The organism is Aeromicrobium sp. 636, assembly GCF_024433585.1.
Classification (GTDB): Bacteria; Actinomycetota; Actinomycetes; order Propionibacteriales; family Nocardioidaceae; genus Aeromicrobium; species Aeromicrobium senzhongii.
Map to the genome: position 1 here is coordinate 677,396 of NZ_WNJU01000002.1, position 23,570 is coordinate 700,965.

General features: G+C 71.1%; 21 protein-coding genes and 1 tRNA gene. 13 read left to right on the forward strand and 9 right to left on the reverse strand.

The genetic code is table 11. The features are described from left to right. Positions 1-23 precede the first annotated feature (23 nt). Entirely contained in the window at positions 24-1,421 is a 1,398-nt protein-coding gene (locus tag GL325_RS09970; RefSeq protein WP_187769440.1) for a sensor histidine kinase, read from the forward strand. A gap of 1 nt (position 1,422) precedes the next feature. Here the strand turns inward: GL325_RS09970 and GL325_RS09975 are convergent, their stop codons facing one another. Next, the gene (locus GL325_RS09975; RefSeq protein WP_154596922.1) at positions 1,423-1,674 is read right to left on the reverse strand and encodes a WhiB family transcriptional regulator; all 252 of its coding nucleotides are present in this window, start codon (positions 1,672-1,674) and stop codon (positions 1,423-1,425) included. A 180-nt stretch (positions 1,675-1,854) separates the two neighbouring features. Between GL325_RS09975 and GL325_RS09980 the strand changes: the two genes are divergently transcribed. The 3 genes from GL325_RS09980 (at position 1,855) to GL325_RS09990 (ending at position 4,643) form a co-directional block, all read left to right on the forward strand. Further along, positions 1,855-2,250: a hypothetical protein gene (locus tag GL325_RS09980; RefSeq protein WP_187769441.1), complete on the forward strand. Its 396-nt coding sequence runs from the start codon at positions 1,855-1,857 to the stop codon at positions 2,248-2,250. 116 nt (positions 2,251-2,366) lie between these two features. Next, complete coding sequence (locus tag GL325_RS09985) at positions 2,367-3,581, forward strand: NADP-dependent malic enzyme (RefSeq protein WP_154596924.1); 1,215 nt, start codon at positions 2,367-2,369, stop codon at positions 3,579-3,581. Between the two features lie 93 nt (positions 3,582-3,674). Beyond that, positions 3,675-4,643 carry a zinc-binding dehydrogenase gene (locus tag GL325_RS09990; RefSeq protein WP_187411445.1) on the forward strand — a complete coding sequence of 323 codons (969 nt, stop codon included), beginning with the start codon at positions 3,675-3,677 and terminating at the stop codon, positions 4,641-4,643. Between the two features lie 2 nt (positions 4,644-4,645). Here GL325_RS09990 and GL325_RS09995 read toward each other — a convergent pair whose 3' ends face one another. The 4 genes from GL325_RS09995 to GL325_RS10010 form a co-directional block, all read right to left on the reverse strand. After that, on the reverse strand, positions 4,646-5,359 hold the full coding sequence (locus GL325_RS09995) for an AAA family ATPase (RefSeq protein ID WP_187769442.1): 714 nt from the start codon (positions 5,357-5,359) through the stop codon (positions 4,646-4,648). 98 nt (positions 5,360-5,457) lie between these two features. Beyond that, on the reverse strand, positions 5,458-5,634 hold the full coding sequence (locus tag GL325_RS10000; RefSeq protein ID WP_187769443.1) for a DUF6104 family protein: 177 nt from the start codon (positions 5,632-5,634) through the stop codon (positions 5,458-5,460). Between the two features lie 3 nt (positions 5,635-5,637). Continuing rightward, a complete protein-coding gene (locus GL325_RS10005; RefSeq protein ID WP_187769444.1) occupies positions 5,638-9,432 on the reverse strand; it encodes a multifunctional oxoglutarate decarboxylase/oxoglutarate dehydrogenase thiamine pyrophosphate-binding subunit/dihydrolipoyllysine-residue succinyltransferase subunit in 3,795 nt (1,264 codons plus the stop codon). A gap of 146 nt (positions 9,433-9,578) precedes the next feature. Then, positions 9,579-10,025 (reverse strand): OsmC family peroxiredoxin, encoded by a 447-nt coding sequence (locus tag GL325_RS10010; RefSeq protein ID WP_154596927.1) that lies wholly within the window; start codon positions 10,023-10,025, stop codon positions 9,579-9,581. A 107-nt stretch (positions 10,026-10,132) separates the two neighbouring features. Here GL325_RS10010 and GL325_RS10015 point away from each other — a divergent pair, with 107 nt between their 5' ends. Together GL325_RS10015 and GL325_RS10020 are read left to right on the forward strand one after the other, a co-directional pair. Beyond that, a complete protein-coding gene (locus GL325_RS10015; RefSeq protein WP_187769445.1) occupies positions 10,133-10,864 on the forward strand; it encodes an MBL fold metallo-hydrolase in 732 nt (243 codons plus the stop codon). Next, on the forward strand, positions 10,864-12,990 hold the full coding sequence (locus GL325_RS10020; RefSeq protein ID WP_187769446.1) for a thiamine pyrophosphate-dependent enzyme: 2,127 nt from the start codon (positions 10,864-10,866) through the stop codon (positions 12,988-12,990). Before GL325_RS10015 ends, GL325_RS10020 begins: the two co-directional genes overlap by 1 nt. A gap of 11 nt (positions 12,991-13,001) precedes the next feature. Here the strand turns inward: GL325_RS10020 and arsM are convergent, their stop codons facing one another. Beyond that, positions 13,002-13,796, reverse strand: coding sequence for an arsenite methyltransferase (gene arsM / locus GL325_RS10025; protein WP_187769447.1), 795 nt, complete (start codon positions 13,794-13,796; stop codon positions 13,002-13,004). 83 nt (positions 13,797-13,879) lie between these two features. Between arsM and GL325_RS10030 the strand changes: the two genes are divergently transcribed. Next, complete coding sequence (locus GL325_RS10030) at positions 13,880-14,233, forward strand: metalloregulator ArsR/SmtB family transcription factor (RefSeq protein WP_154596931.1); 354 nt, start codon at positions 13,880-13,882, stop codon at positions 14,231-14,233. Further along, positions 14,230-14,496: a hypothetical protein gene (locus tag GL325_RS10035; protein ID WP_187769448.1), complete on the forward strand. Its 267-nt coding sequence runs from the start codon at positions 14,230-14,232 to the stop codon at positions 14,494-14,496. Before GL325_RS10030 ends, GL325_RS10035 begins: the two co-directional genes overlap by 4 nt. Here the strand turns inward: GL325_RS10035 and GL325_RS10040 are convergent. Further along, a complete protein-coding gene (locus tag GL325_RS10040; RefSeq protein ID WP_255499457.1) occupies positions 14,486-15,520 on the reverse strand; it encodes a GNAT family N-acetyltransferase in 1,035 nt (344 codons plus the stop codon). The genes GL325_RS10035 and GL325_RS10040 overlap by 11 nt on opposite strands. Positions 15,521-15,608: 88 nt before the next feature. Between GL325_RS10040 and GL325_RS10045 the strand changes: the two genes are divergently transcribed. Further along, positions 15,609-16,307 (forward strand): DUF998 domain-containing protein, encoded by a 699-nt coding sequence (locus GL325_RS10045; protein WP_187769449.1) that lies wholly within the window; start codon positions 15,609-15,611, stop codon positions 16,305-16,307. Beyond that, the gene (gene lysX / locus GL325_RS10050) at positions 16,300-19,650 is read left to right on the forward strand and encodes a bifunctional lysylphosphatidylglycerol synthetase/lysine--tRNA ligase LysX (RefSeq protein ID WP_187769450.1); all 3,351 of its coding nucleotides are present in this window, start codon (positions 16,300-16,302) and stop codon (positions 19,648-19,650) included. Before GL325_RS10045 ends, lysX begins: the two co-directional genes overlap by 8 nt. A 16-nt stretch (positions 19,651-19,666) precedes the next feature. On the opposite strand, the gene GL325_RS10055 is transcribed toward lysX, so the two are convergent. Beyond that, entirely contained in the window at positions 19,667-20,686 is a 1,020-nt protein-coding gene (locus GL325_RS10055) for an ABC transporter permease (protein ID WP_187769451.1), read from the reverse strand. Between the two features lie 106 nt (positions 20,687-20,792). Between GL325_RS10055 and GL325_RS10060 the strand changes: the two genes are divergently transcribed. Continuing rightward, on the forward strand, positions 20,793-21,356 hold the full coding sequence (locus GL325_RS10060) for a TetR/AcrR family transcriptional regulator (protein ID WP_187769452.1): 564 nt from the start codon (positions 20,793-20,795) through the stop codon (positions 21,354-21,356). Between the two features lie 21 nt (positions 21,357-21,377). Here the strand turns inward: GL325_RS10060 and GL325_RS10065 are convergent. After that, a tRNA-Arg gene (locus GL325_RS10065) sits at positions 21,378-21,449 on the reverse strand. Positions 21,450-21,503: 54 nt separating this feature from the next. On the opposite strand from GL325_RS10065, the gene GL325_RS10070 reads away from it, so the two are divergent. Continuing rightward, the gene (locus GL325_RS10070; protein ID WP_255467035.1) at positions 21,504-21,884 is read left to right on the forward strand and encodes a response regulator; all 381 of its coding nucleotides are present in this window, start codon (positions 21,504-21,506) and stop codon (positions 21,882-21,884) included. 22 nt (positions 21,885-21,906) lie between these two features. Continuing rightward, positions 21,907-23,568, forward strand: a complete 1,662-nt coding sequence (gene argS / locus GL325_RS10075) for an arginine--tRNA ligase (protein ID WP_187411441.1) — start codon at positions 21,907-21,909, stop codon at positions 23,566-23,568. Positions 23,569-23,570 lie beyond the last annotated feature (2 nt).

Here is a 23,570-nt window from a genome sequence, read left to right on the forward strand (position 1 = left end):
CGGGCGCGCCCTAGGCTCGGGACGTGCCCTCCTTCGAAGACATCGCCGACGCGCAGACCGCGCTGACGAGCGCGCAGATCGACCGACTGCAGCTGCTCGTGACCGATTGGCAGATCGTCGCCGACCTGTCGTTCAGCGACCTCGTGCTCTGGGTCGACGACGCCGAGGCCAAGGGCATGTGGGCCGCGGCGCAGATCCGCCCCACGACGGGCCCGACGACCCTGTTGGAGGACGTCGTCGGCACGTTCCTGCCACGGGACGCCACCGAGCTGAAGGACGAGACGGCAGCCGACGGGACCGCGATCCGCCAGTCCGCCGTGCCGGTCATGTGGGCCGGCCGGCGCATCGGCGTGATCCAGAAGCGTCGCCCTGCCACCGACCAGCGGCCGGCGGGCGCCCTGGAGTCGGCGTACCGCCGCACCAGCGACGAGCTGTTCGAGATGATCCAGCGCGGCGAGTTCCCGCTGCCGGGGGTGCCGTCCGAACTGGCCGACTCCCTGCGCGTCGGCGACGGCTTCGTGCGGACGGACGTGGACGGCCGGGTCGCCTTCGCCAGCCCCAATGCGTTGTCGGCCTACCGGCGACTGGGCCACGTCGGCGACCTGCAGGGCGCCGACCTGATCGAGCTGAGCACCGCGCTGATCGGCGCGGACGCCGACCGCCCCTTCGCGGCCCTGTTCGGCTCCGGCGAGACCGAGGCCGAGATCGAGAGCGCGGGCGCCTCGATGCTGCTGCGGATCATGCCGCTGCGCAGCGGGGGGAAGGCGACCGGCTCACTGATCCTGCTGCGTGACGTGACCGAGCTGCGGCTGCGCGAGCGCGAGCTGGTCAGCAAGGACGCGACGATCCGCGAGATCCACCACCGCGTGAAGAACAACCTGCAGACGGTGGCGGCCCTGTTGCGGCTGCAGAGCCGGCGGATGGAGATCCCCGCGGCGCGCGAGGCGCTGCAGGAGGCCGAGCGCCGCGTCGGCTCCATCGCTCTCGTCCACGAGACGCTGAGCCAGTCGTTCGACGAGTCGGTCGAGTTCGACGCGATCGCGGACACCCTGCTGCGGACCGTGCTGGACGTCGGGGGAGGGGTGGTCAAGGCCGAGCGCGTCGGTTCCTTCGGCCTGGTGTCGGCCGAGATCGCGACGCCGTTGGCGATGGCGCTGACCGAGCTCGTGCAGAACGCCGCCGAGCATGCCTTCGGGCCCGAGGGTGGCCGGGTGACCTTGGCCGTGAACCGGATCCGGGGTCGGATCCGGATGCGGGTCAGCGACGACGGCCGAGGCCTGCCCGAGGACTTCGATCCGACACTGAGCCTGGGCCTGTCGATCGTGTCGACGTTGGTGCGGGGGGAGCTGAAGGGCGAGCTGGACTACGAGTCGTCGCCGACGGGCGGAACGACGGTGACGATCGCGATCGGGCTGTCGTGAATCAGGCCGTGCGGATGCGGGCGCGGGCGTTGCGACGCTTGAGCGCGCGGCGCTCGTCCTCGCTGAGTCCGCCCCAGACGCCGTGGTCCTGACCGGACTCGAGCGCCCACTGCAGGCACTGTTCGCGCACGTCACAACGACGGCACACCATCTTCGCTTCCTCCACCTGGAGGATCGCCGGGCCCGTGTTGCCGATCGGGAAGAACAGCTCGGGATCTTCGTCCAGGCAGGCCGAACGATGACGCCAATCCATACCGATGACTCCTTAGGGGCCGAGAAAGTGGGGGAACGTGCGCACTGCGGCGCACCACTCACTTCAGTCTCCCAAGGTTTCATTCACATAACAACACTTGGCCACAGGCGATTCTGTCGCAAATCTCACATGTGGCGATCGTTCGAAATGCTTGAAATCTCACCCCGGTAGCCTGAGTGCGTGCGCCTTTCTTCCCCGTACCCACTGGTCATCGCCGCGACCGTCGTCGGCCTCCAGGCCTGCGTCTTCATCGTTCTCGCCGTCCTGGACCTCGGTGGTCTGGTCGAAGGACGGGTCGGCGTGGGGATCGGCATCGGCGTGATGTTGCTGCTGGTGGGCGTGGGGTTGGCGGCGGCAGCCGTGGGGCTGTTGCGGAGCGCACCGGTCTCGCGGGGGCCGGTGGTCGTGGCCCAGTTGATCGGTCTGGGGCTGGCCTGGTCGTTGCGCAACCCGGACCCCAACACGGGGGACAACCGGGCGGTCGCGCTCGCCATCGCCGCCTCGGCCGTGGTGGTGCTCGGATGCCTCGCCACCGGGTCGGCCCGCAAGGCGCTGGGCGACGACCCGTCGCAGTGACCCGTGTGCGAGACTGGACGCTGGGGCACACCCCGTCCTCACCCGCGGCCTCAGACCGCACCACGGCAGCCGGATCGGCGCCGTCGGCACCCGTAGTCCACGCCGCGCGAGGAACCATGTCCACCCAACTCGATCCGATCGAATCCGACCTGCTCATGACGCTGACCGACCACGACGATCCTGTTTTCGCCCTGCACCGCGGCGGCAAGATGGAAGTCGCCTCGACGGTTCCCGTGGCCAATGCCGAGGACCTGTCGCTGGCGTACACGCCGGGCGTCGCCCGCGTGTGTGAGGCGATCGCCGCCGACAAGGAGGTCGCCCACCAGTACACGTGGGTCGGCAACACCGTCGCCGTGATCACCGACGGCACCGCCGTGCTCGGCCTGGGCGACATCGGCCCCGCGGCCGCCATGCCCGTCATGGAGGGCAAGGCCATCTTGTTCAAGCAGTTCGGTGGCGTCGACGCGATCCCGATCGCCCTCGACACCACGGACACCGATGAGATCGTCGAGACGATCGTGCGTCTCGCGCCGACGTTCGGCGGCGTCAACCTGGAGGACATCTCCAGCCCGCGCTGCTTCGAGATCGAGCGCCGACTGATCGAGCGGCTCGAGATCCCCGTCTTCCACGACGACCAGCACGGCACCGCCGTCGTCGTCCTGGCCGGCCTCTACAACGCCCTGCGCCTGACCGAGCGCGAGCCCGACGAGGTCAAGGTCGTCATCTCCGGCGCCGGCGCCGCGGGCGTCGCGATCACCAAGATCCTGCGCTCGGCCGGCGTCCGCAAGATCAGCGTCGTCGACCGCACGGGCGTCATCACCCCCGAGCGTGAGGACCTCAACGAGGTCAAGCAGTGGCTGGCCGAGGAGACTGCCGGCTGGGCGCGTCCCGGCTCGGTCTCCGATGCGCTGAACGGCGCCGACGTCTTCATCGGTGTCTCCGGCGGCACGATCCCGGAGGAGGCCGTCGCGGCCATGGCTCCGGACGCGATCATCTTCGCGCTGGCGAACCCGAACCCCGAGGTCCACCCCGACGTCGCGAACCGCCATGCCCGCATCGTGGCCACCGGCCGCTCGGACTTCCCGAACCAGCTCAACAACGTGCTGGTCTTCCCGGGCATCTTCCGCGGCGCGCTCGACGTCCGGGCGACGATGATCTCGGAGTCGATGAAGCTGGCCGCGGCCCGCGCGATCGCAGACCTGGTCGACGACGAGGAGCTGAGCGAGACGCACATCATCCCGTCGCCGTTCGATCCTCGCGTCTCGCAGGCGGTCGCTCGCGCGGTGACGGACACCGCGCGCCGCGACGGCCTCGCCCGTCGCCCTTACTGACGCTCGTCGCCCCTCCCGGGCGCGCAGCGGGCGACCCGGTTAGGGTCGCAGGCGTAGTTGCTCGTCACGACGTCACGACCCAGGAGATCGCCAGTGTTCGCTGTCTACGCCGCCTCGATGGACCCCAAGAACCCGATGGACGGACTCGTCGTCGGCGAACGGCCCGAACCCGAGGTGCCGGACGGCTGGACCACGGTGACGGTGAAGGCCGCCTCCATCAACCACCACGACGTCTGGAGCCTGCGCGGCGTCGGGCTGCGTGAGGAGTCGCTGCCGATGATCCTGGGCTGCGACGCGGCGGGATACGACGAGGACGGCAACGAGGTCCTCGTCCACGCCGTCATCAGCTCGCCCGACTGGGTCGGCGACGAGACGCTCGACCCCCGCCGCTCGCTGCTGTCGGAGCGTTTCCAGGGCACCTTCGCCGACAAGGTCGCCGTCCCGAAGCGCAACATCGTCGCCAAGCCCGAGCGGCTCTCGTTCGCCGAGGCCGCCTGCCTGCCCACGGCGTGGCTCACGGCCTACCGGATGCTGTTCACGCAGGCCGACCTGAACCCCGGCGACGCGGTGCTCGTCCAGGGCGCGGGCGGCGGCGTCGCCACCGCCGCGATCACCCTGGCGCGCGCCGCGGGCTTCCGCGTGTTCGCCACCAGCCGCGACGAGCAGAAGCGTCAGCGGGCCCTCGAGATCGGTGCGCACGAGGTCTTCGACTCCGGTGAGCGCCTGCCGGTCAAGGTCGACGCCGTCATCGAGACGGTCGGCGCGGCCACCTGGTCGCACTCCATCAAGTCGATGCGCCCCGGCGGCACGCTGGTCATCGCCGGCGCCACGTCCGGTGATGCGCCGTCGCACGCCGAGTTGACCCGGATCTTCTTCCAGCAGATGCGCGTCCACGGCTCGACGATGGGCACGCGCGACGAACTGCGCCGCCTGGCTGAGTTCATGGCCGTCACGGGCACCAAGCCCCTCATCGACGCCGAGATCCCCATGGAGCAGGCCGCCGACGGCCTGCAGCGCGTCCTCGACGGCGACGTCTTCGGCAAGATCGTCCTCACCCGCTGAGCTCAGTCGAGCAGGTGTCGCAGGAACCGGTCGGGTCGGTCGAGGAACGTGCGCCAGTGGTGCACGACCTCGAGATCCTCCCAGGCGGTCTCGCGCCAGCCCCACGCCCCGACCTCGAGGATGCGCGCGCCGGGCAGTGAGGCCAGGACGGGGGAGTGCGTCGCGCACAGGACCTGGGCCCGGTCGCGGGTGATCTGGTCGAGGGTCGCCATGAGGGCGAGCGTGTTGGAGAACGACAGGGCGGCCTCCGGCTCGTCCAGGCAGTAGAACCCTGCCGCGTCGAAGCGGTGCTGCAGCAGCGCCACGAAGGACTCGCCGTGGCTCATCGCGTGGAAGTCGGGCTCGTGGGGACTGCCGCCGGGATGGTCCGCGAGGTAGGAGTACCAGCCGTGCATCGTCTCGGCGCGCAGGAAGAACCCCCACCTGCCACTGCCGACCCCGCGTTGGATCGTCAGGTGCTGCCACAGGGACGACTCGGTCTCGCGGGTCTGGTGGCGACCGAAGGCCGAGCCGCCCTCGGGCGACAATCCGTAGGCGACGGCGATCGCCTCGACGAGCGTGGACTTGCCGGACCCGTTCTCGCCGACCAGGAACGTGACCCCGGGGCCGAGGTCGAGGCCGTCACGCACCAACTGGCGCACGGCGGGAATCGAGGCGGACCAGTCGTCCGGCTCGGTGCCGGTGACCCGCACGACGGGCGGCTGGTCGAAGTCCACGGCAGCACCGTAGCGGCCATGACCGACGTCGCGCCCGCAGGGACGACGAAGGCCGCGCCCCTCGCGGGGCGCGGCCTTCGAGCGTGTCTGGTGTCGACCTAGTCCTCGTCGTCGTCGAGGCGGGCCAGCCACGTGGCCAGCCGCTCGACGGGAACCTCGAACTCGGGGTTCAGGTCGACGAAGATCGAGAACTGCTCGGCCAGCCAGGAGAAGGAGACCTCCTCCTCACCCCGGCGGGCCGCCAGCTCCTCGATGCCTCGATCGGTGAAGTACACGGCTCAGGCGAACGCGCGGTTCATCAGGTCCTTGAACTCGGCGACGTGCACCGAGTGCGAGCCCACCGACGGCGCGCCGGACTCCGGACGGGTGACCCGCGACATCGGCAGACCCAGCTCGTCGCGCAGGTACAGCGCGACGTGCGGCCACGGGCCCTGGTTCTCGGGCTCGTCCTGGACCCAGATGATCTGCTTCGCGTTCGGGTACTTCGCGATCTCGGCCTTGAGCTCCTCCAGCGGACGCGGGTAGAGCTGCTCGAGTCGAGCGATCGCCGTGCGGGGGCTGTCGCCCTCGCGCTGCTTGCGCTCGGTCATCAGGTCCCAGGTGATCTTGCCCGAGCACAAGATGACGCGCTCGACCTTCTGGGGATCGACCTGGTCGTCACCGATCACCGGGCGGAACGTGCCCTGGGTGAAGTCCTCGGGCTGGCTGGCGGCCAGCTTGTTGCGCAGCATCGACTTCGGGGTGAAGACGATGAGCGGACGGTGCTGGGCCTGCAGGTTCTGACGACGCAGCAGGTGGAAGTACGACGCGGAGGTCGAGGGCTGCGCGATCGTCATCTCGTCGTTGGCGGCGAGCGTCAGGAAGCGCTCGATGCGGCCTGACGAGTGATCCGGCCCTTGGCCCTCGTAGCCGTGCGGCAGCAGCAGCACGACGCCGGACTTCTGACCCCACTTGGTCTCGCCCGAGCTGATGTACTCGTCGATGACCGACTGGGCGCCGTTGACGAAGTCGCCGAACTGGGCCTCCCACATCGTCAGCGCCTCGGGACGGGCCACGGAGTAGCCGTACTCGAAGCCGAGCGCGGCGTACTCGCTCAGCAGCGAGTCGTAGACGTAGAACGACGCCTGGTCCTCGCCCACGTGCTGCAGCGGGGTCCACTCGTCGCCGTTCTGGCGATCGATGATCGTCGCGAAGCGCGTCGTGAACGTGCCGCGGCGCGAGTCCTGACCGACGAGGCGGACGGGCCGGCCGTCGAGCAGCAACGAGCCCATCGCGATGATCTCGCCCGTGCCCCAGTCGATGGGGCCGGCCGTGATCGACGCGGCGCGACGCTGCAGCTGCGGCAGCACCTTCGGGTGCACCGTGAAGCCGTCGGGCACGTTCGTGTACGCGTCGGCGATCGCCTTGAGCGTGTCCGGCGTGACCGCGGTGACGAGGTCGTCGTCGTACGGCTTCTCCGGGTAGTCCGGCGTCCGCGTGTAACCCGAGTCGTCCTGGGCCTGCTTGACCTTGGCCAGGTTCTGCTCGAGGAGCTTCTGGTACTCCTTGAGCGCCTCCTCGGCCTCCTCGAGCGTGATGTCGCCACGACCGACGAGAGCCTCGGTGTACAGCTTGCGCACCGACTTCTTCTTCTCGATCGTGTCGTACATCAGCGGCTGCGTGAAGCTGGGGTCGTCGCCCTCGTTGTGACCGCGGCGGCGGTAGCAGACGAGGTCGATCACGACGTCCTTGTGGAACGTGCGGCGGTACTCGTAGGCCAGCTGGGCCGCGCGGATGCACGCCTCGGGGTCGTCGCCGTTGACGTGGAAGATCGGCGCCTGGATCATCCGGGCGACGTCGGTGCTGTACGTCGACGAGCGCGACGAGGACGGGCTGGTGGTGAAGCCGACCTGGTTGTTGACGATGACGTGGACCGTGCCGCCGGTGCGGTAGCCGCGCAGCTGGGACAGGTTCAGCGTCTCGGCGACGACACCCTGGCCGGCGAACGCCGCGTCACCGTGGACGAGCACCGGCAGGACCGGGAACTCCTCGCCACGGTTCAGCACGTCCTGCTTCGCACGGGCGATGCCCTCCAGGACCGGGTCGACGACCTCGAGGTGCGACGGGTTCGCCGCGACCGAGACCTTGACCTTGTCGCCGTGGACCGAGGTGTACTCGCCGTCGACGCCCAGGTGGTACTTGACGTCGCCGGAGCCCTGGACGGTGCGCGGGTCGATGTTGCCCTCGAACTCGCGGAACACCTGCGCGGGGTCCTTGCCGGCGATGTTGACCAGCACGTTGAGGCGGCCACGGTGGGCCATGCCGATGCAGACCTCTTCGAGGCCGTCGGCGGCCGCGCCCTCGCAGATCTCGTCGAGCAGCGGGATGACGGTCTCGCCACCCTCGAGGCTGAAGCGCTTCTGGCCGACGAACTTCGTCTGCAGGAACGTCTCGAAGGCCTCGGCCTGGTTGAGCTTCTGCAGGATGCGCAGCTGCTCCTCGCGGGGCTCCTTGACGTGCGGGCGCTCGAGGCGCTCCTGGAACCAGGCGCGCTCCTCGGGCTCCTGGATGTGCATGTACTCCACGGCCATCGTGCGCACGTACGAGTCACGCAGGATGCCCAGGATCTCGCGCAGCTTCATGAAGCGCTTGCCCGAGGCCTTGCCGAACGAGCCGACCGGGAACTCGCGGTCGAGGTCCCACAGCGTGAGGCCGTGCGACGCGATGTCGAGGTCGGGGTGCGTGCGCTGGCGGTACTCGAGCGGGTTGGTGTCGGCCATGAGGTGGCCGCGGACCCGGTACGCGTGGATCAGCTCGAGGACGCGCGCCTGGCGGTCGACGTCGTCGTCGTGGCGGACCGAGATGTCCTTGGCCCAGCGGATGGGCTCGTAGGGGATCCGCAGCGACCGGAAGATGTCGTCGTAGAAGCCCTCGGCGCCCAGCAGCAGCTGGTGGACGCGACGCAGGAACTCGCCCGACGTGGCGCCCTGGATGACTCGGTGGTCGTACGTCGAGGTGAGCGTCATCATCTTCGAGACGGCCATCTGCGCGATGGTGTCCTCGGAGGTGCCCTGGAACTCGGCGGGGTACTCCATGGAGCCGACGCCCACGATGAGGCCCTGACCGGCCATGAGGCGCGGCACCGAGTGGTTGGTGCCGATGCCACCGGGGTTGGTCAGGCTGACGGTCGTGCCCTGGAAGTCACTGACCTCGAGCTTGTTGTCGCGCGCCTTGCGCACGATCGTCTCGTAGCCGCGCCAGAACTGGGCGAAGTCCATCTGGTCGGCGCCCTTGATGTTGGGCACCATGAGCGAGCGCGAGCCGTCGGCCTTCTGCACGTCGACGGCCAGGCCGAAGTTGACCTGCTCGGGGTTGAGCTGGACCGGCTTGCCCTTCTCGTTGTACTCGAAGCCGGTGTTCATCTCGGGCATCGCCTTGAGCGCCTGGACGACCGCGAAGCCGATCAGGTGCGTGAACGAGACCTTGCCGCCGCGGGCGCGGGCGAGGTGGTTGTTGATGACGACGCGCTGGTCGAACAGCAGCTTCACCGGCACCGAGCGGACGCTGGTGGCCGTGGGCACCGTGAGGCTGGCGTCCATGTTGGTCGCCGTGCGGGCGGCCGCGCCCTTGAGCACGACCTTCTCGACCTCGCCGGGGCCCGAGGGCTGGGCGGGAGCCTGCTCCTTGGCCGCCGTCTTCTTCGGCTGCGACTTGGCGGCCGGCTTCGGCGTGGAGGGAGCCTCGGCAGGTGCCGGTGGGTTCTTGTCGTCGGCGGCGTGCTCGGCCGGCGAGGCCGCCGGGGTGGCCGGCTTCTCGGCCTGCTTGGCCGAGGGCTCGCGTGCCGGCTCGCCGGTCTTCGTCTCGGACGACTCGTTCGTGCCCTTCTGGGCGGACGAGGAGCCGTTCGACGAGCGGGCGCCGTTCGACTCGCCGTCGGAGCCGTATCCTCCCTTGCGGAAGAACTCGGCCCACTCATCGCCGACCGAGGACGGGTCTGCGGTGAACTGGTCGTACATCTCTTCGACGAGCCATTCATTGGCTCCGAAGTCGGGGTGCGGAGCGTCGGTCGTCGACGCGGGGGAGGACTCGGCCACGGCCTGAATCGCCTCTTCCGGGGAAAGTTGCTCGCGTGCTGGCGCACGGGTGGTGGACTCATCACAGGGTAACGCGCGCGCATAGTCGCACGCAGTCAGGTGGTGCAACCCGTCGATGAGCGGCTCGGGACGTCCGCCCGACGGTCTCAGACGGCCTCGAGAGTGGCGTCCAACGTCATCTCGTCGACGCCGTCGAGGGCCTTGCTGACGGGGCAGGTCTCCTTCGCTTCCTGGGCGACCTGCGCGAACTTCTCGGCGTCGATCCCCTCGGCCTCGGCGCGCACGGTCAGCGCGATGCGATTGATCCGGAACCCGCCGTCGGGGTCGGGCGCGAGCGACACGTCGGCCGACGTCTCGACGGAGCGGACGGTCGCGCCGGCCCGGCCCAGCAGGGCGGTCAGCTGCATGGTGAAGCAGGACGAGTGGGCCGCGGCGATGAGCTCCTCGGGGTTCGTCGCGCCGCCTCCGTCCTCGGAGGAGCGCTTGGGGAACGACATCTCGAACGTTCCGAGCCCCGACGAGGTCAGCTCGACCTGTCCGGAGCCGTCCTCGAATCCGCCGTCCCAGGCGGTGCGTGCGGTACGAGTGGGCATGAGACCTCCTGCGTTGATGGTGGTTCCCTCACGACGCTAACCACGAATCGCGACGTCCGCACGGCGCGTCCGTGGACAGCGCCGCGGTCCGCTCCTAGGTTCGAGCCGTGGAGGTCACTGAGGTCGCCGACGGGATCTGGTTCGCCCGCACCGAGGTCGTCAACTGGGTGGTGCTCGTCGAGGGGGACCGCGCGGCGTTGATCGACTGCGGCTACCCGGGCCAGGCGGCTCTCGTGGAGGAGTCCGTCCGGCGGGCCGGCTCGACCATGGACCGGGTCGAGGCGCTCGTCCTGACCCACAACCACGTCGACCACACCGGCTCGATGCCCGCCCTCGCCGCGCGAGGCGTGCGGGTCCTGGCCGGCGCCGACGAGCTGCCCATGTTGCGCGGCGAGCGCATCGAGAGCGCCACGACGCGCGACGTGCTGGTGCGGGCCTGGCGCCCGCGGGTCCTGCGCTGGGCGCTCACCATCGCGCGGCTGGGCGGCTCACAGCATCCGCGGATCGACCGCCCCGAGGCGGTGCGCCCGGGGGAGCCGCTCCACGTCGCCCGCTCGCCGGTCCCGATCTCCCTGCCGGGTCACACCTCGGGACACACGGCGTTCCACTTCCCGGCCCAGAGCGTGGTCGTGACCGGCGATGCCCTGGTCACGGGTCACTCGCTCAGCTCAGTCGAGGGACCGCAGGCCATCGACGGGTTCTTCCATCACGACACCGCGCAACTGCGTGCCACGCTCCCGGAGCTGGCCCGTCTCGACGCCGACGTGGTCCTGCCCGGGCACGGACCGGTCGCGCACCTGCCCATCGCTCGTGCGGTCGCCGAGGCGCTGGACGCCTGATGGAGACGATCGACGAGTACGTCGTCCGGACACTCCCCGCGCTCGAGCCGCGGCCCGGGGCGGAGCGGGCGAGGGACCCGCAGACGCTGCAGGACCTGTTCGCCGCGCAGGTGCAGAGCCGTCACCTCGACTTCGCGGCCCGCTGGTTGCAGGCCCGGGGTGCGGGGTTCTACACGATCGGCTCGGCCGGCCACGAGAGCAACGCGGCCCTGGGGCTGCTGTCGGAGGTCACCGATCCCGCGCTGCTGCACTACCGCTCGGGCGGTCTGTACGCGGCGCGGTCGGCCAGGGCGGGGCGCGAGGACGGGATCCGCGCGATCTTGCTGAGCCTGGTCAGCGCCCGCAGCGATCCCATGTCCGGTGGCCGGCACAAGGTGTTCGGTCATCCCGGGCTCAGCATCATCCCGCAGACGTCGACGATCGCCTCGCACCTGCCGCGCTCGGTCGGGCTCGGGCTGGGGCTGGGCTTCGCGCCCGCCCTGGGGCGGCACACCGCCTGGCCCGAGGACGCGATCGTGCTGTGCAGCTTCGGCGACGCCTCGGCGAACCACTCCACCGCGGTGGGTGCCCTCAACGCCGCGGCCTACCTCGCCCACCGAGGGTTGCAGTGTCCGGTGCTGTTCGTGTGCGAGGACAACCGCATCGGCATCAGCACGGCATCCCCGCGCGGCTGGCCCGGAGCGATGCTGGACCGGCTGCCGGGGATCGAGTACCGGACGGCCGACGGAGACGATCCGATCGGCCTGCTGGAGCACACGCGCCAGGCCCTGGACGCCGTGCGGTCGAGCCGCCGGCCGGGCGTCCTGCACCTGAGCACCGTGCGGTTCTCGGGGCACGCGGGCTCCGACGCCGAGATCTCCTACCGCACCCGTCGCCAGATCGAGGCCGACTACGCCCAGGACCCGCTCGTCGCGACCGCGCAGGTGCTGGTCGACGCGGGGGCGTTGACCGGTGCCGAGGCACTCGCGACGTACGAGGCGATGCGTGACCGGGTGATGGAGCAGGCCGAGGAGGTGCTCGGGGAGGCGCACCTGGAGTCCGGCTCGGCGGTGATGGTGCCCCTGGCGACGCCGGCCGTGGCGCCGGTGCCGGGGCGCGAGACCGAGGGCCCCCGGCGCACCCTGGCGCAAGCCATCAACGCGACGCTGGCCGAGCTGCTGGAGGAGCACTCCGACACGCTCGTCTTCGGGGAGGACGTGGCGGTCAAGGGTGGCGTGTACGGCGTGACGCGCGGGCTGCGCAAGCGCTACGGCGGCCAGCGCGTGTTCGACACCCTGCTGGACGAGCAGACGATCCTGGGCACCGCGCTCGGCACCGCGCTGGCCGGCTTCCTGCCGATCCCCGAGATCCAGTACCTGGCGTACCTGCACAACGCCGAGGACCAGTTGCGCGGCGAGGCGGCGTCGCTGGCGTTCTTCTCGGCCGGGCAGTACCGCAACGGGATGGTCGTCCGCATCGCCGGACTGGCCTACCAGCGCGGCTTCGGCGGCCACTTCCACAACGACAACTCGGTCGCCGTGCTGCGCGACGTCCCCGGGCTCGTGCTGGCCGTCCCCAGCCACCCCTCGGACGCGCCGGGCCTGCTGCGGGCCTGTCACGAGCTGGCGCGCCAGGGGACGGTGTGCGTGTTCCTCGAGCCGATCGCGCGGTACCACTCGCGCGACCTGCACGAGGACGGCGACGGCCTGTGGACCGCCGCACCCGAGACGGACGCCGTGATCCCGCCGGGGCAGGTCGGCGTCTACGGCGACGGCCGCGACGCTGTCCTCGTGACCTTCGGCAACGGCACTTGGCTGAGCCTGCGCGCGGCCGATCAGCTGCGCGCCCGGGGCGTCGCCGTCACGGTCGTCGACCTGCGGTGGTTGGCCCCCTTGCCGGTCGAGGCCCTCGTGGACGTGTGTCGCGGGTTCGACCGCGTGCTCGTGGTGGACGAGACCCGGCGTTCCGCGGGGGTGGGGGAGGGTGTCGTCAGCGCGCTCGTCGACGCCCGGCAGCCCGGGCGGATCGCGCGGGTCGCCAGTGCCGACAGCTTCATCCCGCTCGGGCCCGCAGCCGAGACGGTGCTGCTCGGCGAGGAGGAGATCGTCGAGGCGGCTCTGGACCTCGTGCGGTCGCCGCTGCGCTGACGCGCTCGGCGTCAGGCGGGCTTGGTCGCGCGGACGATCGCCCCGTGCATGCCCGGGACGGCCTCGTGGGTGAACTCGACCTCGGCGTCCACGAAGCCGGCCGCCGTCAGGGCCTCCAGGTACTCCGAGCGCGAGAGGGCACCGGCGATGCAGCCGACGTGCGAGCCACGCTCGGCGCGCTCGGCAACGCTGAGGTGGTCCTCGGCGACGACGTCGGACACGCCGACGCGGCCGCCGGGGGTCAGCACGCGGAACATCTCGGCCATGACCTGCGGCTTGTCGACCGACAGGTTGATCACGCAGTTGGAGATGACGACGTCGACCGAGCCGTCCGGCAGCGGGACGTCCTCGATCGTGCCGCGCAGGAACTCGACGTTGCGCGCCCCGGCCTTCTCGGCGTTCGCCCGCGCCAGGTCGAGCATCTCGTCGGTCATGTCGACGCCGTACGCGAAGCCGGTCTCGCCGACGCGCCGGGCCGAGAGCAGGACGTCGATCCCGCCGCCGGAGCCGAGGTCGAGGACCCGCTCGCCGGGGTGCAGGGCGGCCACGGCGGTGGGATTGCCGCAGCCCAGGCTCGCGGCGAGCGCCTCGGCCGGCACGTCGCCGGCGGCCTGCGGGTCGTACAGATCGGCACCGAAGCGGGCGTCGCCGACGGTCGGGGCGCTGCTGTCGCCGGAGCAACAGTCGCCCGCCCCGGCGTCGGCGAGGTCCAGGATCGACGCGTTGGTCGCGCCGGAGCCGGCGCTGACCGCCGCTGCGGCGTAGCGCTGCCGGACCTGCTCGACCAGTTCCTCGTTCGTGCTCATCGTTCCTCCATATTGACGTTCGTCGATGGGTCGACTCTGACGCATGCATCGATCGATGTCAATGTGTGTGGCAGGCTGGGGCCATGGCCTCCCCGCTGCCGATCGTCGACACCTGCTGCTCACCGCTGACCGGCGGTGCCCTCGACGACGAGGCCGCCTCGGCCCTGGCCGCGAAGTTCAAGGCCCTCGGGGATCCCACGCGGGTGCGTCTGCTGTCGATGATCGCGGCCGCCGAGGGCGCCGAGGCGTGCATCTGCGATCTCACCGAGCCCATCGGCCTGAGCCAGCCGACGGTGTCGCACCACATGAAGCTCCTGGTCGAGGCGGGCCTCGTGACCCGCGAGCAGCGCGGCCGCTGGGCGTACTACCGCGTGGTGGAGGCGGAGCTGACCTCCCTGGCCGACGCGCTGCGGCCCGGCGACCGAGGCGCGGTGTGACCGTCTACCTCGCCTGGACCGCCGAGGAGCCCGAGGGCCTGGACGGCCCGTGGCAGGAGGCCCGGGCGATCGCGCCGGGGCTCTTCCTGTTCGAGAGCTCCGAGACGCTCTCGGTCGTCTATCACGCCTTGAAGTGGTCGCTGCCGGACGAGGCGGCCCTCATCGTCAGTCCGGTCGACTCCACCCCGAAGTCACGGGGCATGGCTCCGGGCACGACGACGTGGCTGCGTGAGCGCACCGACCCGGCCGGCGTCAGGTCGTGAGGTCGAGGTCCTTGAACCAGGACTCCGTCACGTACTCGGTCTCCCACCCCAGCGACCGGTAGAGCTCGTCGGCCTTGGTCGGCGAGTCGGCGTCGACCTCGAGGTCGACACGGTCCCGGCCGTGGTGCGCGGCGTCGGCGATCACCGTGGCCAGCAGCGACTTCGCCACGCCGCGCCCGCGCGCGGCCCGGTTGACCCCGATGTACTCGACGTACGTGCCCTGGGTGCCGCCCTCGGGTGCCGCCTTGGACGAGCACACGACGGTGCCGGCCGGGACGTGCGCGCCCTCGTCGGTCTCGACGTAGGCCAGCCACCAGTGGTCCCAGCTGTGGCCCGGGTCCTCGCGCAGCCGCTGGACGAACTCCGAGAAGCTCTCGCGGTAGGAGTTGAAGTGGTCCTGGAACGAGGTCTCGAGCATCTGGTGCACGATCTGCAGGTCGGACGCGACCGGCATGCCGTTCTCGTGGCGCTCGACCGGCCGGACCGTGACGCCCGCGCGAGGGGTCAGTGAGGCCTCGTCCGCGGTGACCGGGCGGGTCATGTGCAGCCAGGTCCGCCGCTTGGCGTAGCCGGCCTGCGTGAGCCAGCCGGCCTGCCGCGCGTCGTCGGCGAACGGACTCTCGTCCAGCCGGGTCGCGTCGACGCCGCGGAACCGGGCCATGCCCACGGCGGCGGACTCGGCCCAGGCGTAGAACGCGGCGGCGATCGCGTCGATCTCCGGGACGTCACGGTCGAAGTAGCCCCAGATCAGCGCGCGGCCGGCGGCACGGTCGTGCACCGTGATCCAGGCCCGGGGGACGTCGTCCGGACCCACGGCGACGAGCTGGCGCCGGGTCCACGACGCCTGGCCGGCGACCTCCGACTCGATCCCCGCCGGGTCGACGTGGGCCTCGCCCGTGCCTTGCAGCTCATCGAGTCGTCTGAGCTCCACGAGCGCGTCGATGTCGGCATAACCGGGGACGCGGGCACGCCACGGGGTCGGCAGTTCGGGAAGGTCCAGGGTGCTGTCGTTCGTGTCGGGCATCGGAACCATTGTGGTGGACGGGACGCCGAGTGGCGCGCCCATGGGTCGATCGCACCTCCGCGGCTCCGGTTCGCGGTCGCGCTGAGCCGTGGCAGCCGGCCGTGTCCTGCTGTTAACTGGCGGCATGCGCATGCGGCCCGTCGCATGTCTCGCCCTCGGGACGGCGGCGGCACTGCTGTACTCCAACTTCCTGATCGACTGGGTCCTGCGCGGATTCACCGGCATGGACATCGTCGTGAGCTATCTCGAGACCCCCGGTGAGCCCTTCTCGACGCTGCTGCGGGTGACGAGCGTGCTGTGCGGCGTGCTCGTCCTGCTGCTCCTGCCCGCGGTGCGCCGGGCCTTCCCGCCGGGGCGGCCGAACCAGGTGCTCGTGGTCTCGTGCGCCGTGTTCGCCGCCGGTGCCGCACTGGCCGCCGCCATCCCGATGCCGTGCGGGCTGGGCGAGGGGTGTCTGACGGATCTGGATCGGCTGGAGGCGGACCTCCACGATGCGGCCAGCACGCTGTCCGAGACCGCGCTCTTCATCGGCGTGGCCGCAGTCTGGTGGCAGACACGCACGACCGGTCCGGCCTGGTTGGCCCGCGTCGCGTGGTGGCTCTTCTGGATCGCCGGCGTGCTCGCGACGGCGGTCTTCGGGTACTTCGGCCTGCTCACCGACGAGCAGGCGCTGACGGCGTACGTCCAGCGCGTCCACATTCTCGGTGTCAGTATCTGGTTAGTGACCCTGGGGGTCGTGGCGGCACGCTCCGCGGCGTCGATCGGGAGGGGACCCGGCGATGAGTGAACACGACGAGGAGGCGCCTGACGAGCTCGTCGAGCGCCGGACGCCCTCGCAGGACCGGTGGCCCGACGTCTTCGCCGCGGCGGGATTCGCCTTCGCGAGCTTCGTGCTCGTCATCACGGTGGTTCCGCCGTGGTACCGCCACTTCGCCCGCAGCAATGACGTCGTCTCGCTCCTCGTGGCCCCCGTCGTCCCGGGCCTGGTCTACACGGCACTGCTCTTCGTCATCGCCGTGGCGCTGCGGCGGCGGCTCCGCGCGGCCCTCGTGGTCGTCGTGCTGTGGTGGTTCGTCGTGCCGTCGATCGGGCGGCTCTGGGCCGTGGCGAACGGGGAGCATCGCGTCCTGAACCTCCTCGGGCTGCTGGTGAGCGCCGTCCTGGTGACGCTGGCCTGGCGCGTCCGCGACCAGTTCGTCGCGCGGTGGGTGCCCGCCAACGTGGTCCGCGCGGTGCTGGTCTTCTTCGGCGGGGGGCTGGTGATGATGCTCGTCTGCTCGGGCCTGGTGCGGGTGTACGGCACCGCCGACGAGCTCGCCGAGGCCGCGGCCTTCGTCCAGGCGTCGATGTTCGCCGACCTCGGCCGGACGGGGATCGACCTGGCGACCGGGGTGAGGGCGCCGGCCTGGGTGCGGCTGGTCATCGGCCTGCTCGGCGCGCTCACGGTGCTGGGGGCGGCGCACATGCTCTTCCGCCCGCCCGGGGAGGGCCGGCGGCTCTCGGCCCGCGACGAGGCCGTGGTGCGGGGCATGCTGCGCGACCACGGCCAGGAGGACTCGCTCGGCTACTTCGCGACGCGGCGCGACAAGGCGGTCGTGTGGGACACCGGCGATCCGGCCACGGCGCGGGCCGGGGTGTCCTTCCGCGCGGTCGGCTCGGTGTCCCTGGCCAGCGGCAACCCGGTGGGGGATCCCGAGCGCTGGGCCGAGGCGATCGACGCGTGGCGGACGTGGTCGCGTGGCGAAGGGCTCTCGCTCGCGGTCATGGGCGCGGGCCGGCGAGGCGCCGAGGCCTACGCCGACGCGGGACTGACCATGCTCGACATCGGCGACGAGGCCGTCGTCGACATGGCCGAGTTCTCGCTCAACGCGCCCGGGATGAAGGACGTCCGTCGATCGGTCCACCGGCTGCAGCGCCGGGGGTACACCGCCGAGGTCCTCCGTCACTCGGCGCTCGATCAGGAGGACTTCGCCGCGCTGGCCGACGCGGCCGAGCACTGGAGGGGCGACGGGGGCGACGAACGGGGGTTCTCCATGGCGCTGGGCCGGCTGGGCGATCCGCTCGACGGCGACTGCGTCCTGGTCCGCGCCTGCGACGAGACCGGTCGGCTGCGCGGGTTCCTGAGCTTCGTCCCCTGGGGCAGGACCGGACTGTCCCTCGACCTGATGCGACGCGACCCGGCGGCTGCCAACGGTCTCGTGGAGTTCCTGGTCGCCTCGCTCGCGGCCCAGGCTCCGCGCCTGGGGGTCGGCCCGGTCTCGCTGAACTTCGCCATGTTCCGCGAGGCGTTCGAGCGAGGGGCGGAGGTCGGCGCCGGCCCGGTGGCCCGGGTGTGGCGCCAAGGGCTGCTGCTCGCCAGCAGGACGTGGCAGCTCGAGTCGCTCTACCGCTCGAACGCGAAGTACCTGCCCCGCTGGCAATCGCGGTACATGGGGTACGAGTACACCTCCGACCTGCCGCGCGTCGGGATGGCCGCGGGCAGCGCGGAGGGGTTCTTGACGGTGCCGTCGATCAGCCTCCTGCGCCGGCGGGGTCGGTACGAGGAGGGCCTGTCCACGGGGCAGGACGACTACGCGGCGCAGGTCCTGGCCCTGGTGCCGCCCGCCCCCGACCCCGTCGCCGAGGCGCTGGCCATCGACCGGCTGCCCGAGCAGATGCGCGTGCGGCGGCTCAAGCTCGACCGGTTGCGCGCGGCGGGGATCGATCCCTACCCGGTCACGGCTCCACGGACCCACACGCTCGCCGACGTCCGCGCCGAGGCGGGGGAGCCGGCACCGGACACCGAGACCGGAACGGTCGTGTCCGTGGTGGGCCGGGTGGTCCTGAAACGCGACATGGGCGGCCTGGCGTTCGCGACGCTGCGCGACGGCAGCGGCGACTTGCAGGTGATGGTCGACGTGCAGCACCTCGGGGAGGACGGCGTCCGCTTCTGGGAGCACGAGGTGGACCTGGGCGACCAGGTCGGCGTGACCGGAGAGGTCGTCACGACGCGCAAGGGCGAGCTCAGTGTCCGGGCGACCTCGGTCATGATGACCAGCAAGTCGCTGCGCCCACTGCCCGACAAGCACCTCGGCCTGACCGATCCGGAGGCCCGGGTCCGGCGTCGGTACGTCGACCTGATCGTCCGGCCGGACGCCCGCACGGTGGCCTACCAGCGGGCGACGGTGGTGCGCAGCATCCGCGACTCCTTGCACGCGCGCGGGTTCACCGAGGTCGAGACGCCGATCCTGCAGACCGTCCACGGCGGGGCGAACGCCCGCCCGTTCGAGACGCACATCAACGCCTACGACCTCGACCTCTACCTGCGGATCGCGACCGAGCTGCACCTCAAGCGACTGCTCGTCGGCGGGATGGAGCAGGTCTTCGAGGTGGGTCGTCAGTTCCGCAACGAGGGCGCGGACCACAAGCACAACCCGGAGTTCACGTCGCTCGAGGTCTACGCGACCTACGGTGACTACGAGAGCATGCGGCTGCTGACGCAGGCCTTGGTCCAGGAGGCGGCCACGGCCGTCCACGGCGCCCCCGTCGCCCGTCGTCGCGACCGCGACGGCACGGTCGTCGAGTACGACCTGTCGGGGGACTGGCCCGTCAAGACGATGTGCGAGGCGGTCTCGGAGGCGCTCGGCGAGGAGATCACGGCGGACACGCCGCTCGCCGATCTCCTGCGCCACGCCGAGAAGATCGGCGCCGAGCTGGGTGAGAGTCCCAGTTGGGGAGCCGCGCTCGAGGGCATCTACGAGCCGATGTGCGAGGAGCGGACGACGACGCCGGTGTTCTACACCGACTTCCCCAAGGACAACGCTCCGCTCACCCGCGCCCACCGGAGGGACCCGCGGCTCGCCGAGAAGTGGGACCTGGTGATCTTCGGGGCCGAGCAGGGGACCGCCTACTCGGAGCTGACCGACCCGGTGGACCAACGCGAGCGGCTGGTCGCCCAATCCCTGCTCGCCGCGGCCGGGGACGCCGAGGCGATGCAGGTGGACGAGGACTTCCTGGCGGCCCTGGAGTACGGCATGCCGCCGGCGGGCGGCATGGGCCTGGGGATCGACCGTCTCGTCATGAACCTGACGGGACTGAGCATCCGCGACACGATCCTGTTTCCGCTCGTGAAGCCCGAGCGCGGGCCGTGACGCGGCCCCCGTTCGCTCAGGCGGGGATGGTCTCGCGACGTGCAGCGCGTCGCGTCCCCATGGCGTGCAGGACGCCGCCGGCGACGATCCACCCCGTGAGGGTGAGCGTCGCGCCGAGGCTGCCGGCTCCGTCGAAGTAGGCGGTCGAGCGGACCAGCGCTCCGGCCGCGCCGGGCGGCAGCAGCTGGCCCAGGTCGCCCAGTCCCGAGGGGAGCCAGGCACCCGTGGTCGCGATGCCCGCGAGGGGGTTGCCGAGGAACATCATCGAGGCCGCGCCGATCGTGAAGCCCTTGGCGCCCAGCGCCTGCTGGAGTCCCGCGAGCGGGATGGCGAGGGCGGCGATGCCCAGGGCCATGGAGCCGGCCACGGGCCAGAAGGAGTCGGTGATGCTGCCGAACCAGAAGCGCAGGACGGCGGCCACGATGACCCCGCCGATCACCGCGAACGACGTGAGTCCGGCGAGCTTCCAGCGGTCGCTGTTCTTGAAGATGCTGCGGAACGCGACCACCGGGACGATGCCGCCGAAGACCAGCGGGAAGGCGAGACCGCCGATGCCGATCCCGGTCGGGTCGTCCTCGGGCAGGGGAACGACGTCGGAGACGCTGACGGGCAGGGCCATGGCCCGGCCGACGCCCTGGGCGGTCGCGGTCAGCGAGCCGGAGATGGCGGTCGAGCCCGCGCTCGCGACGTGGACCTCGAGTCCCTGCGGGCCGGCCACGAGGCCGCCGTGGACCGTCCGGTCCGCTATCGCGCCGTCGAGGTCGTCGGCCGAGGAGAAGAGCTCGACGGCGTAGGCGCCGGGCGCTGCGGACTCCAGTGCCGCCTTCGCCTGGGTGACCGCGGCAGGGTCGCCCGCGATGCCGAGCGGGAGGTCATGGGCCCCACTCTTGAGGGAGGGCAGGATGAACAGCGCCAGCAGGGCGATCAGGATCGCGCCCAGGGCGGCGGTCAGGCCGGCGAGCTGGGCCAGTGGCGGGATGCTCCGGCGGACGCTGCTCTCGGTGGCGCGCGGCTCGGTGGCGGTGGGGGATGACATGCGGGGGACCTCATCTTTCAAGCGGATGAAGTTCCTCCGCTTATTCGGAAGATATTCCTCCGGTTAGGATGGGAAGTCAAATCGACCCAGCACGCAGGAGCAGCCGATGAGGGCAGATGCCGCCAGGCGCCGCGAGACGATCGTCCATGCGGCGCGATCGCTGGTCGCCGCGCGGGGCAGCGACGTGGCCCTCGACGCGGTCGCCGAGGCCGCCGGGGTCGGGATCGGCACGCTGTACCGGAACTTCGACTCCCGAGCCGCCCTGCTGGACGAGGTCGCGCTGTCGATCCTGTCCGACGTGCGCGCCGCGACGCGCGATGCCGCGGACCGGCTGGGGGAGGAGCCCGGCGGAGCCTGGGACGACTTCGTGGAGCGGCTCGTCGGACTCGAGCTCGGCGCGCTGACGGCGGCGCTGGCCGAGCACGCCGGCGAAGCCCTGTCGCCCGAGGTCCGTGCGGCCCAGGACGAGGCGCTGGCCGGCGTGGACCAACTGCTGGAGACCGCGCAGGGCGAAGGTCTGGTGCGCACGGACCTGACGGCGATGGAGCTCGTCACCACCGTGGGGATGATCACGCGGCCGGTGCCCGAGTCGGTGCGGCGTGCGGCACCGGACCTGAGGACGCGGCTGGTGTCGATCCTCGCGAGGGGCCTGCGCCCCGAGGAGCCGTGATCGGTCGCGCTACATGAACGGTGCCCCCGGCAGGATTCGAACCTGCGCTCCCGCCTCCGGAGGGCGGTGCTCTATCCCCTGAGCTACGGGGGCCGTTCACGGCGGTGCCGCGGGAACCTACGGTAGCGCACCGGTACCGTGGGGGCCGTGCCCCCCACCGTGCTGGTCGTCGACGACACGGCGTCGATCCGTTTCCTGATTCGCACGAACCTCGAGCTGGCCGGATTCGACGTGATCGAGGCCGAGGACGGTCAGGACTGCCTCGACGTCCTGGCCGGCCTCGAGACACTGCCCGACGTCATCACGATGGACATGATGATGCCGCGCATGGACGGCGTCACCGCCATCACCCGCGTGCGGGCGAACCCACGCTTCGCCCGGGTGGGACTCGTGATGGTCTCGACCCAGAGCCAGCAGATCGATCTCAACCGTGCGGCGGCCGCCGGCGTGGACGAGTACGTGACCAAGCCGTTCGACCCGGACACGCTCGTCGCGACCGTGCGCCGGGTCCTCGAATCTCGCCGCTAGCGCACGCCGATAGGCTGGGCCGGTGACCCCCGAGCAGCTTTCCGACGCCATCGTCGCGGCCCTGACGTCCCTCGTGGACGCCGGCCGCGTGACCCTTTCCGACCCGGTTCCCAGCCAGGTGCGCGTCGAGCGACCGAAGGTCAAGGAGCACGGCGACTACGCGACGAACATCGCGATGCAGCTGGGCAAGAAGGCCGGCATGAACCCGCGCGAGTTCGCCGAGCTGCTCGCCACGGAGCTGGCCGGTGCCGACGGCATCTCGGCCGCCGAGGTCGCCGGTCCCGGCTTCCTGAACATCCGGGTCGCCGCGGGCGCGCAGGGCGAGATCGCGCGTCACGTCCTCGAGGCCGGTGCCACGTACGGCCACGGCGCGCCGACCGGCCGCAAGGTCGACCTCGAGTTCATCAGCGCCAACCCGACCGGCCCGTTGCACCTGGGCCACACCCGCTGGGCCGCCGTCGGCGACGCGATCGCGCGCGTCATGGCCGCGGCCGGTGACGACGTCACCCGCGAGTTCTACATCAACGACCGCGGCAACCAGATGGACAAGTTCGGCGCCTCGCTGATGGCGCGGGCGCACGGCGAGGAGCCGCCCGAGGACGGGTACCACGGCGCGTACGTCGCCGACCTGGCCGCGCGGATCGTCGAGGCCGACCCGGGCATCACCTCCTTGCCGCGCGACGAGCAGGCGGTCGCCTTCCGCGAGGCCGGGTACGCCCTGCAGCTGCACGAGCACCAGTCCGAGCTGGCGGAGCTCAACACGCACTTCGACGTGTGGTTCTCCGAGCGGTCGCTGCACGAGTCCGACGCGGTCGACCGCAGCCTCGCGCGCCTGCGCGAACAGGGCCGGCTGTTCGAGGCCGACGGCGCGACGTGGATGCGCACCACCGACTTCGGTGACGACAAGGACCGCGTCCTGCTGCGCGGCAACGGCGAGCTGACCTACTTCGCGTCCGACACGGCCTACTACGTCGACAAGCGCGACCGCGGCTTCGACACCTGCATCTACCTGCTGGGCGCCGACCACCACGGCTACGTCGGGCGCCTCAACGCCATGGCGGCCTGCGTCGGCGACACCCCCGGTGAGCAGATCCAGGTGCTCATCGGCCAGCTGGTCAAGATCCTGCAGAACGGTCAGGAGCTCAAGCTCAGCAAGCGGGCCGGCACGATCGTGTCGCTGCGCGAGCTGATCGACCTCATCGGCGTCGATCCGCTGCGGTACACGCTCATCCGGTACCCGGCCGACTCGCCGCTGACCCTCGATGTCGCCGAGATGACCCGCAAGAGCAACGACAACCCGGTCTACTACGTCCAGTACGCCCACGCCCGGCTCTCGTCGATCGTGCGCAACGGCGCCGACCTCGGTCTGGCCGCCGACCTCGAGACGTTCGACCCGTCGCAGCTGGTGGAGGAGCGGGCGGGTGCGCTGTTGCGCGCCCTCGCCGAGTTCCCCCGCGTCGTCGCCCGCGCCGCCGAGCTGCGCGAGCCGCACCGCATCGCGCGGTACCTCGAGGAGACCGCGTCGACCTTCCACAAGTTCTACGACGAGTGCCGCGTCCTCCCGCAGGGCGACGAGGAGCCGACCGACACGCACCGTGCGCGCCTCGTGCTGGTCGCCGCGACGCGTCAGGTCCTGGCCAACGGGCTCGACCTGCTCGGCGTCTCCGCGCCGGATCGGATGTGACC

Coding starts and splice junctions, on each gene's coding strand:
- GL325_RS10060 (WP_187769452.1), top strand. CDS start 20,793: ATGAGGGCAGATGCCGCCAGGCGCCGCGAGACGATCGTCCATGCGGCG.
- GL325_RS10010 (WP_154596927.1), bottom strand. CDS start 10,025: ATGCCCACTCGTACCGCACGCACCGCCTGGGACGGCGGATTCGAGGAC.
- GL325_RS10030 (WP_154596931.1), top strand. CDS start 13,880: ATGGCCTCCCCGCTGCCGATCGTCGACACCTGCTGCTCACCGCTGACC.
- GL325_RS10020 (WP_187769446.1), top strand. CDS start 10,864: ATGGAGACGATCGACGAGTACGTCGTCCGGACACTCCCCGCGCTCGAG.
- lysX (WP_187769450.1), top strand. CDS start 16,300: ATGAGTGAACACGACGAGGAGGCGCCTGACGAGCTCGTCGAGCGCCGG.
- arsM (WP_187769447.1), bottom strand. CDS start 13,796: ATGAGCACGAACGAGGAACTGGTCGAGCAGGTCCGGCAGCGCTACGCC.
- GL325_RS09985 (WP_154596924.1), top strand. CDS start 2,367: ATGTCCACCCAACTCGATCCGATCGAATCCGACCTGCTCATGACGCTG.
- GL325_RS09975 (WP_154596922.1), bottom strand. CDS start 1,674: ATGGATTGGCGTCATCGTTCGGCCTGCCTGGACGAAGATCCCGAGCTG.
- GL325_RS10040 (WP_255499457.1), bottom strand. CDS start 15,520: ATGCCCGACACGAACGACAGCACCCTGGACCTTCCCGAACTGCCGACC.
- GL325_RS10055 (WP_187769451.1), bottom strand. CDS start 20,686: ATGTCATCCCCCACCGCCACCGAGCCGCGCGCCACCGAGAGCAGCGTC.